We start from the raw sequence: 17,886 nt of genomic DNA, 5'->3' as shown, positions 1-17,886 counted from the left end.
CACGGCGATGAGCGCCCCTGACTCCTCACCGCCGGACACCGTGGTCGGCTGGCAAGCCCAGCTGCTGCTACGGATCCGAACGCTGGCCGCCGAACACACCCGCGTCCGCGATGCCGGCTACGAAATCACCGAAAACCCCGACCGCAACGTCGAGCACCGTGCGGCCTACCTCGCACATCTGGACAGCCTGGAAGCCGAGCGCGAGCAGGTCGAACAGACCGCGCTGTCGGCGGGGCTGGATCCCAGCTGGATCGAAGACATGCGGGAACTCGGCGGCCGCGACGCCCCTCCACCACCCACCCGGTCCGCCACACGGCACGCACCTGCGCGCGACAACGCCGCCCAGGAGATGTATGTCGACATGCTCGGACTGGACCTGTGGCACCTCGAACGCATGGCCAGCCTGGCCGCCGCACGCTCCGACCGCATCGCCACCGGCCGGTGGAGCTTCGGCGCCAACCCGATCGCCGAACAACGCTTTGCCGACAACATGCAGCTGCGCCACCAGCGCGTCACCGCCCTGGCCCACGCCGCCGAGATCACCCCGGCAGAAGCCGAAACCCTGTGGGGCGCCAGTGCCGAGGGTGCGCGCCGCGCGCATGCAGTGTTTATCGAAACCCACAACGAGCTCAGTGTGGTCGCCGAATGGAACTCCTACGCCATCGCCAGCCCGGACCTGGCGATCCCGCCCTACCTTCCCGCCGACTCCGCTACCGACACCCCCACCGCTGGCGCGCACGCTTTACCGCCGACGCCGCAGCAGATGATCAACGCCGCCAGCGCCTCGCTGCGCGCGCGCTTCATCGACGCCGCCTTGTCCGACAGCGCCGAGGTCGACGACCTCACCGCCGACCACACCGCCATCACCACCGCGATCGAGGCCGCGCTGCCCGATAGCGGCGCCGATGCGGCACTGCCCGACGGCGACACCATCGGGGCCGGGCAGCTCGACCATCCCGCCGACCCCTACGAGCCCTACCGGGCAACCGATTTCGGCACCGAGATGTGACCCCCGAAATTCGGAAGGAGCACCCCATGCATCACTGAATCGAAACCATCTCCGCTACCGCGTGTTTCGTCGACATCCGGTTACGGGCCAACAGACCGTGACGTCGAACCATCACTGCCGGGACATTCCTGCCTCGCACCACCACATGGCGGTCGCCTGGCGCTACGCCTTCCATTCCCCGGAGGTCGTCGATGTCCACCACCACCACCGCATCACCACACCTGTCCCACTCATCGGTGAACATTGAGCCGGGGGCTCGGGCATGAGCTGGCCCGATCCGCCCCGCGGACCCACCGACCCCGCCTACTGGCGCGACACCGCCAGCAGCCTCGAAGCCGAGAGTCGCGCCGATTTCTCGCTCTACTACCAGCTACGGCTGATCGCCCCACACAGCGAGACTCCCGAACAGCAGCGCGAACTCACCGCCCGCGCCGACGAGCTGGCCGCCAAGCACGGCCGCCACGAATCGATCGAGGCTCGCACGCTGTGGGGGCAGATGCAGGCCGCGGTCGCCGGGTGGGAACTGCGCCCCGAAACCACCCGTCAACTCTTCGCCCGCCTCGATCAAGCCAGAGCAGCCGGTGATTTACCCGTCGATGAGATGGTGTGGCGCAACCTGCGCCAGGCCGCCGAACTCACCGGCCACCTCGAAACCACCGTCACCGGCTCGGACCAAGACGGTGCTCGCTGGCAACCACCGCAGCGCTCCCTCGACCGTGAGGCACACCGCGCAACCGCCTTCGACCGCGCCCTCGGCGGGCGCGGACCCGAGCTGGACCTGACCGATGTCGACGCGGTCATCGCCGAAACCGATCGCCTGCTGGCGGTCGAAGAACAGGCCGGCGACCTCGACCGCGGCGAACACGAGCACACCGACTTGCTGCCCGAACAGCTGCGTGCGGCACCGGTGCCCGACACCGGCGCCAGCGAGGAATCCGAGCGCGAGACCCGCCAGCTCACCGCGCTGCGCGCGTTGCAGGACTACACCGCCGAGCACGCGCGGCTGGCCGAAACCTGGGACGGCTCACCCGAACACGATCAAGCCCAGATCGCGCGCCTGGAATCGCTACTGGATGCCGCGCGCACCGCCCGAATCAACGCAGCCGACGCCGGGGTGCCGATGGCCGACATCGACGCGGCCTACCTCGCCGGACGCGACGGCCACTACTGGCACCAACAGCCCGGCCCCCAGCTGCCCGACCGCGACGGGCAGGCGGCCCACACAGATCCACTCCCAGACGGGTCTGAGATCGAGGCCGCGATCGAGGCCGCGATGCCTGCCGGATCGGTCGCCGACTGGAGCGGCGAACCGACCCACGACGTCCCCGCCGAGGCGACACAGACCCACCTCGGCGTCGACCTCGCTTCGTGAAAACACCCCCACAGCACAGCAACCCATGACGAAGGAGTTCTGTTCATGATCTCGACCCGGGAAACCCGCCGCCGCACCAAAGGCGGCCTCGGTGAGGAAACCACCCTGCTTCTGCTGGCGCTCGCGGTGATCGTCGTCGCGCTGATGGCGTGGGCGGCACTGAGCGTGGGCAGCTGGTGGGCCGGGCAACCGGTCATCGCCCACCCGGTGCGCGCACTGCTGGCCGTGGTCTCCGGGCAGCAGCGCTGGCCCTGGCAATCCAGCGTGCTGCTGGTCGCTTTCCTCCTCGCCGCAGCCGCGGTGGCGGTGGCCGGGTGGCGGGCGCTGTCGGCCGGTAGTGAACTCGACGCGGCCGCACGCACCATGCAACGCCCCGGCCGGATCCGGATGGCTCGCGCCCGCGACAACGCCGCCGCCAACCAGCGGCTGCTGCGCGATGCCAGCCCAGCGATACAGGCGATGAAAGGTCCACCGTTGGGTAGGACGGTGATCGGTGGGGTGGAGTTGTTCGTGCCCACCGAGCTGGGTGTGACGATCGCTGCGGGCACCCGGACCGGCAAGACCATGGCCTGGGCCATTCCGGCGGTGCTGGCGGCGTGGGGGCCGTGTCTGGCCACCAGCAACAAGCCGGACCTGTACCGGCACACCGCGTTCGGGCGCGAGCAGCGCGGCCGGGTCTGGCTGTGCGATCTGCAAGCGGTCACTGGGGGAGTGGAGTGCGGGTTCTGGGTGAACCTGCTGGCTCAGGTCAGCAGCCTGCCCGCTGCCCGCAAGCTGGCCGGGTTCTTCGTCTCCGCCGCGTCCGGCTCGGCGTCCCAAGCGGCAAATGCCAAGGTGGACAGCTATTTCGATGGTGGCGCGCAAGAACTTTTGGCGCTGTACATGTTCGCCGCCGCCCGCGCCGAGGGGGATCTGCTGCACGTGGCCGAGTGGCTGGGCCGCGACCAGGACCAAACCCCAGCCCTGATCCTGCGCAGCTACGGCCACTCGCGGTCGGCCGAACGCATCCTCGAATCCCAGGCCCTCTACGCCCGCCAACGCGACGGCCTCTACGACATGGCGCGCCGCTACCTCAACGTGCTCACCGACGAGGGCTACGCCCAGCTGGTCACCCCACCTCAGCGGCAGAAACTGCAAGTGCAGGAAAAACCCGACAAGGACGCTGCGGGCAAGACCCGCCTCGTCGTGGTCAAGACCGCACAGGACCCGACCCATAGCTTGCCGGAGTTCATCCCGAGACAGTTCGTCACTTCCACCGACACCCTGTATGCGCTGTCGATGGCCGGACCCGATGGTGCGACACCGCTGACCTCGGCGCTGGTCGGCCAAATCCTGGAGGCCGGACTCGAGACCGCCCGCGCCCGCCCCGATGGCCGGTTGGCGGTGCCGCTGCTGGGGGTGCTCGATGAGGCCGCCAACTGCGCCCGCATAGCCGAGTTGCCCAGCTACTACACCTACGCGGGGGGCTGCGGAATCATCCTGATGACCATCCTTCAGGTCCTCGAACAAGGCGAAGATCTCTGGGGTGCCAGCGGTTTGAAGACGATGCGCGCTCAGTCGATCGAGGTCTACGGCGGTGGGATCGCCGCGACGGATTATCTCGAGCATTGGGCGGCGATGACCGGCCCGCACGATGTGGCCGAGCGCTCCCGCAGCCACGGCGCTCAAGGCGTGCAACGGAGCCTGTCCTGGCGCGTCGAGCCGATCCTGGATGTCTCTCTGCTCGCCGCGCTCCCGAAAGACCGTGCCCTGGTGCGGCTGCCGAATCACGGGCCGGTGGTGGTGCGCAAGATCTGGTGGCAAGACACCGAATACGCACCCCTGATCCTCAAGTCCTTGGCGCGCTTCGACAAAGCCGCCCAACCGATCGCCCTGCCCAGCGGCAGCAGCGATCCCACGGCGGGCGAACAGCCATGACCAGCCCAACCCCGCCCGCCGCGGCGGGCGCGAAGAAGCCGAAGCCGCCCAAGCCGCCGCAGTTCACCCATTTCACCGACTTCGTCGAAGGATGGCTGCTGCCGGTCATCAGCGTCCGCCTGGCCGAAGCCAACCGCGAAAACACCTACACCTGGTGTTCGCAGTGGTGGGCCCACCGCGCGGTCGCGGTCCGGATGGCCCACCTACACGCCGCCTTCGAAGCCCAACGCCGCGCCCAAACCGGCAACGCGTTCAGCTCGTATCTGCTCTCCCACGTCGATGCCCACTTCAAGGTCATCGGCGACGCCGCCAACGGACCACTACACCGCTGCACCCGCGCCACCCATGTGGCCACACCCTCGCTGCCGTTCACCCCGGTCCCGGCCAGCTGGGGCAAACTCGCGAAAGCCAAGAACGACACCAGCAGCAGCCCCAGCGGCGAGCAGAAGGAGAAGAAGCCGCCGCCGCGGTTCTCTCATTTCAGCCAGTTCGTGCAGGAGTGGCTGCTGCCGGTCACCTCGGTGCGGATCGCAGCCAGCAACCGTGAGGGCCAATACACCTGGTGTCGGCAGTGGTGGGGCCACCACGGGGTCGCTGTACGTTTGGCCGGGTTGCACGCGGTGTTCGAAGCGGCGCTGCGCGCCGAGGACAAAATGGCGATGAGCAGCCTGTTCACCCGCCACATCGACCCACACATGCGCACCATCCTCGATGCCGCCAACGGACCGCTGCACCGCTGCACCCCCGACCAGCACAACCCCACACCCGGACTACCCGCAGCACCGATCCCAGAGAACTGGTTCGGCCCACCAGGAGCCACAACCCCGATCGACCGGCTCGGATTCGGGCCCGACTTCCGCGCACTCGGCAGCGACCCGGCAGCAGGCCGGTCATGAAGGAACCGACACCAGCACAGGTCAAGGTGCTCGAAACCGTGCAGAACCAGTCAGTGCACCTGAACGGCCTGAACGCCACCGCCACCGAACACCAGCAACGGACCGGTCAACGCCCACCACCGGCGTGGTATGCCGAGTTCCACCACCACGCCGTCACCCGCGAGGCCTTGACCGAGGCCGCGCTGGCCGCCGCCGTCCCGCGGGCGTGGATCGACCACGTCCGTGAGCGAGGCGAGCGGAGCATCACCTGGCACCCGGACCTGTATCTGCGGGCCCCGGAACCAATCGCGTGGGACCAGATACTCGACAGCCTCGACCGCGACGTAAAGCGGCTACGCGAATGGACCGCACTCGATGCCGCCCACCCCGGGCCTGGCGCTGCGGACGGCGCCGGGCTCGAGGCCAACCTGCGTGCGCTGAACACCCGGATCACCGGGGTGGCGAACCTGTTCGGCCTCACCGCTGGCCAAGGCCGCCAGCTGTGGGGCACTACCCAGGACTGGGTGCAGGGTTCGGTGACGATGCTCGACGGCCTTTCCGCCGAGGGCATCGCTCAACGCTGGCAGCACGCCATGCGCACCGACACCGGCAGCTACACCCAGCAGGCCACCGCGCTGGCCGAGGCCGGAATACCGATCGACACCGCCGCAGCACTCCCTCGGCTCGAGAATCTGCGGGCTCGCGTCGCGGGCGCTGTGCAACCACCGCAACCGCTGTTCCAGTCCGCGCGCAGCGCGGCCGAGCAGATCGAGGCCGCCGTCGACGCCGCGAACCTGACCTACAGCCCCGAGGCCGACCTCGAATCCGCCTCCGCGCCACCGGTCTTCAGCGATCCCGACGGCGCCGATCCCTGGACCGAGATCACGATCCTGCCAACGGCCGAGGGGGTGGAGCGATGAGCGCCCCGAACACCGATACGCGCGTCGGGGATCTCCCGCGCGAGCAGGCCGCGCTGCTGCGCACGATCCACCACCTCGCCGCCGAAGGCGCGCGACTGCGCCACACCATGAACACCACTACCAGCAGCGCCGCCGATCATGCCCGAGCCCTCACCCAGCTCGGAAACCTAGACCGGGACCGGGAACTCACCGAAATCGCAGCCCGCAACCAAGGTCTCCCACCGACCTGGGTCGAGCAGGCACGCCAAGCCGGGCAAACCGGGCGCGCCTGGACCGACGAGCAGCTGCTGCGGACCCCGCCGCGCCAGCAGACAGGCCGTCGGACGGTCAAACGGGTCACAGCGGATATTCGCCAGCTGGTCGACATGGCCGCACTCACCGCCGCCCGCGAACACCTGCTTACCGCCCAGGGATTCACCAGCGAGCCCGAACCCGCTGCCGCCCAACAACTGCGCCGCACCATGGAGGCGCTGTGGACGCGTGCGGTGCACACCGCAGCAGCGATCGGGATGAACGAGCGCGAACGCACCCGCGCGTTCACCCTCACCGATCAGGTGGAGCAGCGCACCGAGCAGTACCTGCTCTATGGACTCGACGAGCTCAACGCCGAATGGCGCAGCCACACAAACCCAGAAATCGCCGCGAGTGTTCGGCGCTCACTGTCGAGCCTGCGCCGCGACGCCCGCACGACCGTAACAACCTCCATCCCGGATCTCATCGACGCCTACCTGCCCAAACCAGCAGAGCTGAGAGCACGCGCCCGCGCCGCCCTCGGCGAGGCGGTAGCCGTGAACCACGCCGAGTCCGGTGACGCGACCGAGGCCGCGATCGCCGCCGCCATGCCAGACCATCTCGCTTCCGACCTGGACACCGACCCAAACCTCGACGGCGAAGAGCCGAACAGCACCGAGGCATATCGCGACGCCGGACCCGATCCCTAACCCCAGCGGCGGCGACCTGGCTTGCCCGAACCAACCACTCGGAAACACGACCAATGCCTCGCGATCCAATTCCCCCACCTATCCACCGACCCGCCCCGCGAGTGACCAGACCACCGCCCCGCCGCGACACTCGCCGACCGCCGACCCGCCCCCGCCGCCGACGACGGCGGCACACCCGCCCCGCACGAACAGGAGTCCCCGCCATGACCCTCAGCCTCGACCGCAGCGCTCGCCCCGCCGCCGTGCACAGCCACCAGCTCGGCGAGCACACCATCACCTACCTACCCGACGGCGTTGCCCTGCTCGAACCCGACGCCTGGTTGCCCGACAGCGACGAGAAGGTATGGACCGAACATTCCGATCTGATCGATGGGGACGGCTACCTCGTGGCCAGCGTCGGCGCGCTGCTGGTCGAACACCGTGGACGGGCGATGCTGATCGACGCGGGCTTCGGCCCGCTGGCGGTCCCGACGGCGGTCGGGCTGTTGCGGGGCGGGCAGCTGCTCGACAGCTTCGCCGCCGCGGGCAAGAACCCCGCCGACATCGAACTCATCGCTATCACTCACCTGCACATGGACCACATCGGCTGGCTATGGGCCCACGCGCCCGGCCACACCCACCGCCCATTCGCCGACGCCTCGGTGGTGGTCGGACGCACCGAATGGGACCACCCCGAACTCGCCGCGGTCGACGGCACACCCCGAGAAGTCCTCGACATCTTCGCCCACCAAGTCCGCACCATCGGCGCCGGAGAGGACATCTTCCCGGGCGTCACCGCGATGGCCACCCCCGGCCACAGCCTCGGCCACACCGGCTACCTCATCGAATCCGGCGGGCAGCGGCTGATCGCCTTCGGCGACGCGCTCACCACCCCCGCCCAAATTGCCCACCCGCACCTGACCACCGTCACCGACGACCAACCCGCGCTGTCCCGCGCGACCGCGATGCGACTGATCGACGAACTCGCCCGACCCGACACCCGCGGCTTCGGCGGGCATTTCGCCGACATCCAAATCGGCCGCGTCACCACCAACGACGACGGACAACACATATGGCAGCCCGAATAAGCCTGCATATCAACCGAACTCGGCGGACATGCCAGCCACCGCCGAACCCTTCCCCTTTACTCCAGGAGGCACAATGACACCCTCGCCCAATTCCGGCGGCGTGACCGTTGAGGTCCGAACCGCCCGTTACAGAGTCGAACTGCGCGAGTTCCAGCGATGGCATCGGCTCTGCGGGGTGCCCCACGCCCGCCGTGCGGCACGAAACCTGCTGCAAGCCCACGACGACAAGGTGTTGTCGACCGGCTTGTCGCGCGACTACACGAGATCAGCGCGCGCCGAGGTCAGCGCCGCCGGTGGGGTATCGACGGTGCTGGCCGCACGAACGATGGCGCTGGTCGCCCTCGCTGAGGGGCGTGCGGTGGGCGGCTTGGCGGCCGGACCATCGATTCACCTGGTCTCGCAGCTGGCCGTACTGGGACAAGCCGCTGTCGTGCAGGCGGCGCTGAGGACGATCAAAGTCCATGCCCTGGCAGTGCTACCCGCATACCGTGGTCGCGGCATCGGACGGGCGCTACTGAACGAAGCGCTCACCATCGCCGAAAACAGCAGTGCCCGAATCACCTACGGCCAGTTCCCCACCTACGCCGCAGGTGTCGCGGCGTTCTATCGCCGATGCGGGATGAACCTGTGCGCACCCGGCCTGCCTGTGGACCTGCGCTCCTGGGCAGACCTGCCCGCCGTCGTGGCGCCCCTACCGAGCGAGACCCTGTTTCACCGGGCGGTGAGGCAATGAGCGCTCTACCGGTGCAGCCGCGTCGGTCCGCCGGGACCTCGACCGCTGAGGACTCGGCGTTGCAGGTGGCGGTCGTGGGGGTCGGGTTCGGTGGACTGGGAATGGGTGTCGCGCTCCAGCGGTCGGGAATCCACCGTTTTGCGATCTTCGACCACGCCAGCGACGTCGGCGGGGTGTGGCGCGACAACACCTATCCCGGCTGCCACTGCGATGTCCCAGCCCACCTGTACTCGTTATCCGCCCAGCCCTACCGCGACACCCGCATCCGGTATCCGAGCCAACCGCAGATCCTGGCCTACCTGCGTAGCGTCGTCGCCAACCACGACCTGGGACGGCACCTGCGTCTGGGCGCCGCGATCACCCAAGCCACCTACCTCGACGACCAAGCATGCTGGGAACTGATCACCGGCGACGGCGAGCGTGTACTGGCAGAGGCCGTCGTCTTCGCCGTCGGCCAACTGCACCGCCCTCACCTGCCCGAGATCCCTGGCCGTGACACCTTCACCGGACCGGTTTTTCACACCGCGCGCTGGGACCATGACGTCGACTTGTGCGATAAGGACATCGCGGTTGTCGGCACCGGCGCCAGCGCCGCCCAAATCCTGCCGCACCTGACCCAGCTCGCCCGCCACGTGCGGGTATTTCAGCGCACACCGCACTGGGTGCTGCCCAAGCCCGCCACCGGATTCGGCCCGATCACCCGGACGATGTTGCGGCTGCCGGGAGCACACCACTTCTACCGGCACAGTCTCGGCGTGGGTGCCGACGCCGTGCTGGCGCCGATCATGCGCCGCGGCTGGTCGGCCCGACCCACCGAATGGGCCGCCCGCCGCTACCTCCAACACCAGGTCAGCGACCCGGTGCTGCGAGCCAAGCTCACCCCGCACTATCCCCTCGGCGGCAAACGCATCATCTTCGACAACCACTACTACCGGTCACTGACCAGACCGAACGTCGAACTGGTCACCGAACCCATCACCGGCATCAACCCCAACGGCATCCAGACCGCTGGCAGCACAACCCATCCCGCCGACGCGATCATCTACGCCACCGGATTCAAAGCCAGCGAGTTCCTCCTCCCCATCGATGTCCGCGGGCGAGGAGAAATCTCGCTGCACCAGCAGTGGCGCAACGGGGCCCGCGCATTCTTCGGCCTGGCCGTGCCCGGCTACCCCAACGCCTTCCTGATCGCCGGACCCAACTCGTTCAACCCCGCGGGCAGCAACCCGGCCATGAAACAACACCAAATCGACTACATCATCGACTGCCTACGCTGGCGCGACCAGATCGGCACTGCCGCAATCGAAGTCAGCCACGAGGCGATGCGAGCACACCAACGCTGGCTCGACGACGCGCTCGCCCACACCGTCTGGCCCGCCGTGACCCCGAGCTGGTTCAAACACCCCACCGGCCGCATCACCAACCCCTGGCCCGCCAGCACCCGCCGCTACAAGCGGCTACTGCGCCGTCATGCTCCCGCGCGAACCTTCACCGCACACAGCACCCGCACAACCGCGACCACCCCGAACCCCACTCCAGCACGACAACCCGAAAACCCCTCCGTTCACCGACGAACGGCGTGCTGACCCACCCAACCCCCGCGGTGGCGGTGTTCGGCATTGACCGCGACGATTTGGACACATCTTGGACTCCTACTCCCAAGCCGCCGTCGAGTTTGCTCCGCTGTTCGACGGGTTGTGGCTCGATGAGGCGGTGCAAGAGCAGTTCGATGCCACCTTGATCAATGACGTCGTCGTTGTCCTCGATGCCCAGCTCGCGCTGCCGGTGCGCGGCCACCAGCTCGGCGCCTGGATGCTCAGCGAAGTCTCCGACCGGATGCTGTCCTCCCACGATGGTCTTGTCCTGGCCCGGCCCATACCCGACGACATCGACCCGAACACCCACGCCGGACGAGTGGCCACCGAACGGTTGACCCAACACTGGCGCAGCTGCGGCCTGGTCCCTGTCACCGACTGCCAAGGATTCCTGGCGCAGGCCAGCGCCTACACCGCACTCGAAAGCGCCCGCACCGCATTGGACCGGATCGCTGACCGCGATATCACCCTCACCGCCGACCAAATGGCCAGGTGGACCAAGCCCTTCGGCAGCCACGACTAACCCCATCGGCGACACCATACAAGGGAATTGCGACCTTGCATCAGTGCCGCATCGAACCTCCAAGAAGCCCTGACTCGAACCGGTCAAACTCTTGACCGGTCAAACTTTTTGCCGATAGCCTGGCCGACATGGTGACCGACAACGACCGCGACAAGGTATTGGAACACCTCGACGTCGCCGTGGAGCAGTGGCAATTCGCCGATGCTGAGCTGGTGGAGGTGATGGCATATGCGCTGCAGCGCGGCGTCACCCGCAACGAAGTTGCACGCCGGGTGCCCATGTTTTCCCGACCTACCGTGCTGTCGGTGCTGTCGCTGATCGACCGCAAGGACAAGGTCAACCAGATCCTTGCCGACGCCGGGGTCGCCGTCCTCACCTCCGACGACACGGAGCAAGTTTGGGTGCACACCGTCAGCAAACCGAGGCGCGGGCTCACGATCCGGCACGACTCGAACAACCTCGACGACTACGGCGAACCCGGAACTCCCGGGCGCGCGGCCGCCGCCGAGCGCGTTGCGGCCGAGGTCGTGCCGGCGCTCTACGACGCCGGATTCGAAATGGTCTCGGGGAGAACCCGGCTCACCCGCACCGACTCGGCGATAGCGTTCGCCGACCCGGACGCGGTGCTCTGGATCAAGGAAGCCTCGAAGCCCTGACCGCGCTGCACCACGACCCGACAATCTGACTACGAAGGGGGACACCACGACGCCCAAGAAGACCGTCGACCGCGTCGAAGCGGTCCGCGCGACGTGGCCCAACGACGACTTCACCAGGGTGACTGGTTCAAACGCAAGACCAGTTCGACGCAACACCCATCAACGACGTCGTCATAGTGCTGCATGCGGAACTGGCACAACCCCTGCGCGGCCACCAGCTCGGAGCCTGGATGTGTCGAGATCGCCTACCGAATGCTGTCAGCACACGACAGACTGATCGCGCTGTGCCCAGCAAGTCCAACCGACGCCCGCCCTGGAATGGTGTGCGCTCCGAAAACAGGTTGACTCGACACCGAGCAGCGACGTCGTGGTCCTACGACAGCCCAGGCAGAGCCCGTAACACACCGACCAGTATCGTCGCCATTGCGAAAACATCTGGAACGCAGTCTATTTGACGATAGCGCCGGTACCCTGGCGCCAGGGTGAACATATTGGGTCCGCTACAAGACTGCCTGGCTGGAGTCGGCCGTACGTGCCATCCGGGGGCTGCGCTCGGTCTGGCCGCTCGTTCATTCCGCGCCATCGTGATCTCATGATCCGCAGAAAGGATTGCGCCTGATGCCCGAGAAGGTCGTCAAGGAGAAGGTCCTGGTCTACGTCGTTCGCGACGGCAAGCTACTGGTGTTCCGGCACACCGACTACTCCTTGGAGGAAGTCGGTATCCAGGTGCCCGCCGGCAGCATTCGCGCCGGGGAAACACCCGAGGATGCGGCGCTGCGCGAAGCGCGGGAGGAGACCGGGATGTTGGACTTCAAGATCGTAGGCAAACTCGGAGAAGCCGAGTACGACATCAGCCCCTATCGATTCGAGATCCAGCACCGGCACTTCTTCGAGCTGGAGTTGTGCCAGGACGCGCCGGACCGGTGGGCGAGCCAGGAAGACCACGACGGTCGGGCGAAGCCGACACGGTTCGAATGCTTCTGGATTCCGCTCGCAGCCGCCCACGTCCTGCAATCGGGACAGGGCGCTCTGCTCGGCCGCCTCGCCGACTGAGCCAGACCAAGCCACCGATTCCAGTTGGGAGAGAGCCCCGTGAACGGGGACAACCAGCACAGCCGCGACACCACGTTCACCGCTGCGACGGTTCGCTCCCACCTAGCGCTCGCCCTCGGCACCGACCACCCCCTGTGAACGCCATTTTGCGGAAAGCGGGTGCGAGGCGCGCGGTTGGTACCGTGGTCGCACCACTGATTCGACTCACGTGCAAAGGATTCCGTGATGCGTGCAGGTAGCGAAGTCTCCGTGACCGAGCTCGCGGTGTGGGTGTCGGCGCGCGTCCCCGGTGAGCGCCGCTACGTCTTGGGCATCGCCGGTCCACCGGCGGCGGGCAAGTCGACGCTGTCGCAGAATCTGGCTGCGTCCATTACCACCGCATGCGGGATTGGAGCGGAGATCGCTCCGATGGACGGGTTTCACAAGACTTCGGCCGAGTTGGACGCTGTCGGCGCACGGCACCGCAAGGGGCAGCCCGACACCTTCGATGTGGGCGGGTTCCTCACCCGGCTGAAGTTGCTGCGCGAAGCCCCGCTCGGCGCGCGTGTGGGCTGGCCGATCTATGACCGCGAACTGCATGATCCGGTCCCGGACGCAATCACTTTCGCCGATGAGCAGATTGCGGTGGTTGAGGGGAACTACCTGCTACTCGACGATCCTGGATGGGCAGAGGTCCGCAGCCATCTGGATGAGGTGTGGTACCTCGATGCCGAGGAGGGCGTGATCGAGCAGCGGCTGACCGATCGGCATCTGCTCGGAGGCAAGACCGCCGAGCAGGCGCAATCCAAGATCGCCGACAGCGATATGCCCAACGCCCGGTTGATTGCGCACACTCGCGACCGCGCCGGTGTCGTGCTGCGCGGAACGTCCGGGAGCTACCTCATCTGCGAAGTTCGCTGACGCTCTCGGCCCAGCGGCGGGTGCCGAAAGATTGGCACGACAGCGTGGCAACCGCGGAGCCGCGTGTGAGGGCACCGACGAAGTCACGGCTGTGGCCGTAGTCGTCGCAGAACGCGCCATGGAGGATATCGCCGGCGCCGAGGGTATCGGCGCGGGTGACCGGGGTGACGTCGATGGCGCCGTGTCGGCCGTCTGCGGTGTACAGAATCGGTTCCGGTCCGCGTGTCACGGCCGCATGCTTCGGTCCGGTCGCTCGCAGGTGATCCAGCAGCGCTGCACTGTCACCGTCGAAGCCGGGCGGTGCGAAGGCGGACGAGCAGATCGCGACATCGACAAGAGGTAGGAGCTGGTCATGGACCGGCTTCCATCGTCCTGCGTCGAGGACGACCGGCACCCCGATCTTGGTGGCGTGACGTGCGACTCCGATCGCGAGATCGGGATGGTGGCCGTCGACGAGCACCACAGACGCCTGGTCGACGTACTGTGTGAACTCGGTAGTGAATGGGGCGTGGATCCGGGCGGCGTCGAGCCCGACGACGGTGCGGGACTGCGCTTCCATCGCGACCACGATGGAGGACACCGGCGGTCGGTCGACGCTGTCGGGTGTTGCGTCGACGACGGTGACGCGGTGGCTGGTCAGGTCATTGCGTACGAGGTCGGCGAGCTGGTGACGGCCAAGGGCGGTGATCAGCGTCGGCTCCTGGCCGGAGACGATCGCGTAGGCGACAGCAGCGTTGGCGGCTGGTCCACCGGCGCCCAGGAACTGGTCTTGGGCTTGGGTTTTGGTGTCCTCGCCGGGATAGTGGTCGACGGCGTAGGCGATGTCGAGGGTGGCCAGACCGACGAACAGTGCTGCGGTCACCGGATGTCTCTCCTTCGTGTCAATTGATCAGCAGGTGTTCGAGGTAGGCGGTCTGGTCGGAGTAGGTGCGCACGCTTATGACGGCCACGAACTCTCGATCGATCGCGCGTTCTTGCAATGTGCGCCAGTGCTTGGCCAGATACCAGCTGGCGCCGGTCGTGCCACGCGATCCCAGGCCGGCACAGAGTATCCAGTACCTGTCTGGGTGCAGATCCGCCGACGGACGCACCCGGGCGATGATGCCGATGTTGCGGCTGTCGTCGGAGCTGTAGCGGTGGCCGTCGGCGAGCACCAGGTGTTCCAGGTACGGGCCGTGGGAGGGTGCGGTGTCCTGGATGGTGAACAGCGGAGTGTTGGTGCTTTCGAGGTACATGTGGGTGCAGTCGTTGCTGGAGAGCCCGAAGCTGATGTAGGGGCGGTCGCAGGCCAGCACCACCTCGCGGTCGCTTTGGATCTCGACTGTCATCCCGTCGTGCCGCTGCATCATCGACATCACATACAGCATCCCGCGGACGTCGTTCTCCGCCAGCGCGGTCGGAACGTCGATGCGGTGCTGAGCGTTGAACACGCTCGCCCGTTTGCTGAAGATGTGTTGGCGTGGGATGCCCGCCGCTTCCAGCACTTCAACCGAGCGTGTGGCCAGCTCGAAGGTTGGCACGACCAACGTGGCGCCGCGATCGATCATTTCGCTTCCGAAGAACGCCGCCAGGCACTGATCGATGACTGCCGGTTCGTCTGGTGCCTGCGATGCCACGCCCGGCGCGTTCGCGAGTGAGAACAGCGCCTTGACCGACCAGCCAGGAAACATGTGTGCCAGGACCCGGCGGTGGTGGTTGTGCGGAAGGCCCACCATCTTTTCCCCCGACATCCAGTTGTAGAACTGGGCTTTCGATGGCGGGTCGTCCTTCGCGTGAGGAGCACCGAGCTGAGCGGCACATTGCTTGTATGCCGCGCAGAAATCCTGATGACTCGCCAGATGCCGTTCGGCCAGAAGCATCTTGAGCACGGTCCCCAACCAGAGTCCCCTTTTCTCAGATGTCGAGCTGTCGAGCTAGCGCCCGATCTTAGCGACAATCCCGAGTCCAGTGGACGAGATAAGACCAGAGTGGGCGAGATCGGACCGGCACGGCGACGCGACTAGACACGTTGAGCGCGAACACTTCTCGTACGCCGCCCGGGCGCGTGCCCGAATGCGGCGGGGCATCGAAGACGTTCGTCTGTCGCAGTCCGCACCCGCATGTCTCGATTGCCGATCCCGCGGGCTGGGCAGCAGGAGAGGAGAGACCTTGAACACCTGCATATCCTCACCGGAGACGGGACCGACGTCATGACCACCGCTGCGGACCCCGTGATCACCTGGCCGCCCTCGCCAGAATTCTGGTCGACGCAATTCCAGGAGAAGACCGCAGGTGCGGTCGCACCGTTCCTTTTCAAAGGCATCGTGCCAGCCGATCGGCTCGGTCCGAACGATGTCCTCGACGGCCTGCGCAGGCTGCGCAGCGCCACTGCCGCCGGCGAGCACAGCAGCGCCCGCACCCGCGTCTACGTCGGTGAGGACCGCCGCGACGAGGCGATCGACAGCGTGCTGTCGGCGCCGTGGGCACCCGACACGGACTTCGTGGGCTGGATGCAGCAACTCACCGGGGCCGAACGGTTTTCGCTGGTGATCAACAACCTCGAGACCACCTCGTCGAAGTTGTCGGCAGTACTGGGTGAGCTGGTCGGCTCGGCGTTCGCTGGGTGGGGTGTACCCATCGGCGGTGCCGAACAGGTCGCCTTCGTAGGGAACTACAGCGGCACGGCGTTCGGTGTACACGAGGGCTACGAGGACGCCTTCCTGGTGCACCTCGGCCCAGGCACCAAGCACTTCTACTGCTGGTCCGGTCAGCTCTACCGAGAGCTGACCGGCAGCGACGCCCCGACCTTCGGCGACTACACCGCACTGCTCGAGCGTGGCGAGCGCTTCGACCTCGAACCTGGGGATGTGCTGTTCCTGCCCCGGCGCGTATTCCACGTGGGCGTCCAAGACGAGTTCTCGGCCTCGGTAGCTGTCCCGCTCTACACCTTCCCCGACACCCGGATGCTGGCGCTGTCGGTGCTGCCCGAACTGCTCGAGTCCGCCGCAGCCGCCGACACGACGCCCTCGCCGATGCATTCCCTCACCGCCGGGCCGGGCCCAGTCGTCGCCACGCTGACCACTGCGGCCACCAGCATGCTCACCGCGGTGTCGATGCAGCTGGAGGCAAAGATCGGCGAGCTGCTCAGCGCGCGGTGGCGCACCCTGCTCAGCAACGGCGGCTGGGAATTCACCGAACACGACCTCGCCCGCAGCGACGCGGCCCGCGAGGCTGCCGCTGCCCTCGCCGCGGGCGGCACTCACCTGCGCGTTGCAGCGCCGTTCACCCTGCACGCCGATCCAGGCATCGATGACAGCCTCCACATCACCGTCACGATCCGCGGTCAGGTCCTCACCCTGCCGGAATCCCCGGCGTGGGGTCGCGCGCTGGCGGCGCTGGCCGACGGTCAAACAGTGCGCACCGACGAGCTCGGAGGGGACACGTTGGCGCTGCTGCTCGCGTCCGGCGGAATCCAGGTCCTCACCCACGACGACGCCAGGAAGACGGCATGAGCACATCGAAAGTCCAGCGCTACCTCGACGAACACCCCGACACGAAGGCCGCGATCACCAGCGTCCTGCTCAACGAACCCGCGGTCAGCGGTGACGACCTGGTCGACAAACACATGGTGCCGATGGTGGCCGCCCTGTTCGAGCAGATCACCGCAGAGGTGTCACCAGCGACGTTGTCGAAAGAGCAAGCGGCGCTCTACATCCTGGAGTTGAGCGTGTTCGCCCGCCACAACTCCGACTTCCTGCGCCGCGCCGCCGACACAGTGCAGGGCGGATGCATGGAGCTCGCGCACGAGCTCCGCCGCAACCACCTCGAGGAGGGCGGAGAACGAGGCAAGGTGCCCGCGCACTACACCCTCTACTCCGGGGCACTGCTGTCCGATGTCGGGTTGCTTGTCAATGGGCACGTCCCCGCCGCGGAGACCGTGACGTTGGTGTCACTGCACGACTGGCTGGTCACCGGGTCGTCGACGAGCCGCATCTGCGGTGGCTACTACGCCACCGAGGGTGTGGCCATCGACGAAACCGTGCTGCTGCGCAAGATCACCGACCGCTACGCCGATCTGGCCCTCGGCGAAGACGCCGAACTGCCGCAGCTGAACTACTACTACTCGCTGCACTTGGACGAAGACCACGAGGCCGCGGCCGTGAAGGGGCTCAGCGTCGAGGCCGCCCACATCGAAGGCATCGCGCGGTTCATCCGCGAGCACCAGCTGTTTGGCCTGGATCTGCCGCAGATCGTCGACGGCTGGCTCCAAATACTCGAGGGCATGACGTTCTGGTGGTCGCAGCTGGCCGCCCGCGTCGCCGCCCTCCCCTGACCACCGGTCCTGT

Annotated in this window: 17 protein-coding genes; 15 read left to right on the top strand and 2 right to left on the bottom strand. The window is 67.1% G+C overall.

Annotated elements, in window-relative coordinates:
* Window positions 1–7: 7 nt before the first annotated feature.
* The 13 genes from AB0H50_RS02585 to AB0H50_RS02525 all read left to right on the top strand — a co-directional run bounded on the left by AB0H50_RS02585 (window position 8) and on the right by AB0H50_RS02525 (window position 13,561).
* Entirely contained in the window at window positions 8–1,009 is a 1,002-nt protein-coding gene (locus AB0H50_RS02585; RefSeq protein ID WP_357445577.1) for a hypothetical protein, read from the top strand.
* 262 nt (window positions 1,010–1,271) lie between these two features.
* Entirely contained in the window at window positions 1,272–2,381 is a 1,110-nt protein-coding gene (locus AB0H50_RS02580) for a hypothetical protein (RefSeq protein WP_357445574.1), read from the top strand.
* Between the two features lie 45 nt (window positions 2,382–2,426).
* Window positions 2,427–4,298 carry a TraM recognition domain-containing protein gene (locus AB0H50_RS02575; protein ID WP_357445571.1) on the top strand — a complete coding sequence of 624 codons (1,872 nt, stop codon included), beginning with the start codon at window positions 2,427–2,429 and terminating at the stop codon, window positions 4,296–4,298.
* The gene (locus AB0H50_RS02570) at window positions 4,295–5,194 is read left to right on the top strand and encodes a DUF4913 domain-containing protein (protein WP_357445568.1); all 900 of its coding nucleotides are present in this window, start codon (window positions 4,295–4,297) and stop codon (window positions 5,192–5,194) included. Before AB0H50_RS02575 ends, AB0H50_RS02570 begins: the two co-directional genes overlap by 4 nt.
* Window positions 5,191–6,093, top strand: coding sequence for a hypothetical protein (locus AB0H50_RS02565; protein ID WP_357445564.1), 903 nt, complete (start codon window positions 5,191–5,193; stop codon window positions 6,091–6,093). The genes AB0H50_RS02570 and AB0H50_RS02565 overlap by 4 nt, the downstream gene beginning before the upstream one ends.
* Window positions 6,090–7,034 carry a hypothetical protein gene (locus AB0H50_RS02560; RefSeq protein WP_357445561.1) on the top strand — a complete coding sequence of 315 codons (945 nt, stop codon included), beginning with the start codon at window positions 6,090–6,092 and terminating at the stop codon, window positions 7,032–7,034. The genes AB0H50_RS02565 and AB0H50_RS02560 overlap by 4 nt, the downstream gene beginning before the upstream one ends.
* Before the next feature lie 203 nt (window positions 7,035–7,237).
* A complete protein-coding gene (locus AB0H50_RS02555) occupies window positions 7,238–8,101 on the top strand; it encodes an MBL fold metallo-hydrolase (protein ID WP_357445558.1) in 864 nt (287 codons plus the stop codon).
* 73 nt (window positions 8,102–8,174) lie between these two features.
* Window positions 8,175–8,834, top strand: a complete 660-nt coding sequence (locus tag AB0H50_RS02550) for a GNAT family N-acetyltransferase (RefSeq protein WP_357445555.1) — start codon at window positions 8,175–8,177, stop codon at window positions 8,832–8,834.
* Window positions 8,831–10,420 (top strand): NAD(P)/FAD-dependent oxidoreductase, encoded by a 1,590-nt coding sequence (locus tag AB0H50_RS02545; RefSeq protein ID WP_357445552.1) that lies wholly within the window; start codon window positions 8,831–8,833, stop codon window positions 10,418–10,420. The genes AB0H50_RS02550 and AB0H50_RS02545 overlap by 4 nt, the downstream gene beginning before the upstream one ends.
* A 58-nt stretch (window positions 10,421–10,478) precedes the next feature.
* Window positions 10,479–10,952 carry a hypothetical protein gene (locus tag AB0H50_RS02540; RefSeq protein WP_357445549.1) on the top strand — a complete coding sequence of 158 codons (474 nt, stop codon included), beginning with the start codon at window positions 10,479–10,481 and terminating at the stop codon, window positions 10,950–10,952.
* A 128-nt stretch (window positions 10,953–11,080) separates the two neighbouring features.
* On the top strand, window positions 11,081–11,608 hold the full coding sequence (locus tag AB0H50_RS02535; RefSeq protein WP_357445546.1) for a hypothetical protein: 528 nt from the start codon (window positions 11,081–11,083) through the stop codon (window positions 11,606–11,608).
* Between the two features lie 618 nt (window positions 11,609–12,226).
* Window positions 12,227–12,661, top strand: a complete 435-nt coding sequence (locus AB0H50_RS02530) for an NUDIX domain-containing protein (protein ID WP_357445543.1) — start codon at window positions 12,227–12,229, stop codon at window positions 12,659–12,661.
* Between the two features lie 225 nt (window positions 12,662–12,886).
* Window positions 12,887–13,561 carry a nucleoside/nucleotide kinase family protein gene (locus AB0H50_RS02525; RefSeq protein WP_357445539.1) on the top strand — a complete coding sequence of 225 codons (675 nt, stop codon included), beginning with the start codon at window positions 12,887–12,889 and terminating at the stop codon, window positions 13,559–13,561.
* Here the strand turns inward: AB0H50_RS02525 and AB0H50_RS02520 are convergent.
* Both AB0H50_RS02520 and AB0H50_RS02515 read right to left on the bottom strand, forming a co-directional pair.
* Window positions 13,542–14,423, bottom strand: a complete 882-nt coding sequence (locus AB0H50_RS02520; RefSeq protein ID WP_357445536.1) for a PfkB family carbohydrate kinase — start codon at window positions 14,421–14,423, stop codon at window positions 13,542–13,544. The genes AB0H50_RS02525 and AB0H50_RS02520 overlap by 20 nt on opposite strands.
* Before the next feature lie 19 nt (window positions 14,424–14,442).
* Window positions 14,443–15,420, bottom strand: a complete 978-nt coding sequence (locus AB0H50_RS02515; protein WP_357445533.1) for a hypothetical protein — start codon at window positions 15,418–15,420, stop codon at window positions 14,443–14,445.
* A gap of 330 nt (window positions 15,421–15,750) precedes the next feature.
* Here AB0H50_RS02515 and AB0H50_RS02510 point away from each other — a divergent pair, with 330 nt between their 5' ends.
* Together AB0H50_RS02510 and AB0H50_RS02505 are read left to right on the top strand one after the other, a co-directional pair.
* A complete protein-coding gene (locus AB0H50_RS02510; RefSeq protein ID WP_357445530.1) occupies window positions 15,751–17,052 on the top strand; it encodes a cupin domain-containing protein in 1,302 nt (433 codons plus the stop codon).
* On the top strand, window positions 17,049–17,873 hold the full coding sequence (locus tag AB0H50_RS02505; RefSeq protein ID WP_357445527.1) for a DUF3865 domain-containing protein: 825 nt from the start codon (window positions 17,049–17,051) through the stop codon (window positions 17,871–17,873). Before AB0H50_RS02510 ends, AB0H50_RS02505 begins: the two co-directional genes overlap by 4 nt.
* Window positions 17,874–17,886: the final 13 nt, after the last annotated feature.

It is taken from the genome of Nocardia sp. NPDC050793, assembly GCF_040654065.1.
In the GTDB taxonomy this organism is placed as follows: domain Bacteria; phylum Actinomycetota; class Actinomycetes; order Mycobacteriales; family Mycobacteriaceae; genus Nocardia.
The sequence above is the reverse complement of the archived record's forward strand: the minus strand, read 5'-3'. Positions and strand labels throughout refer to the sequence as shown.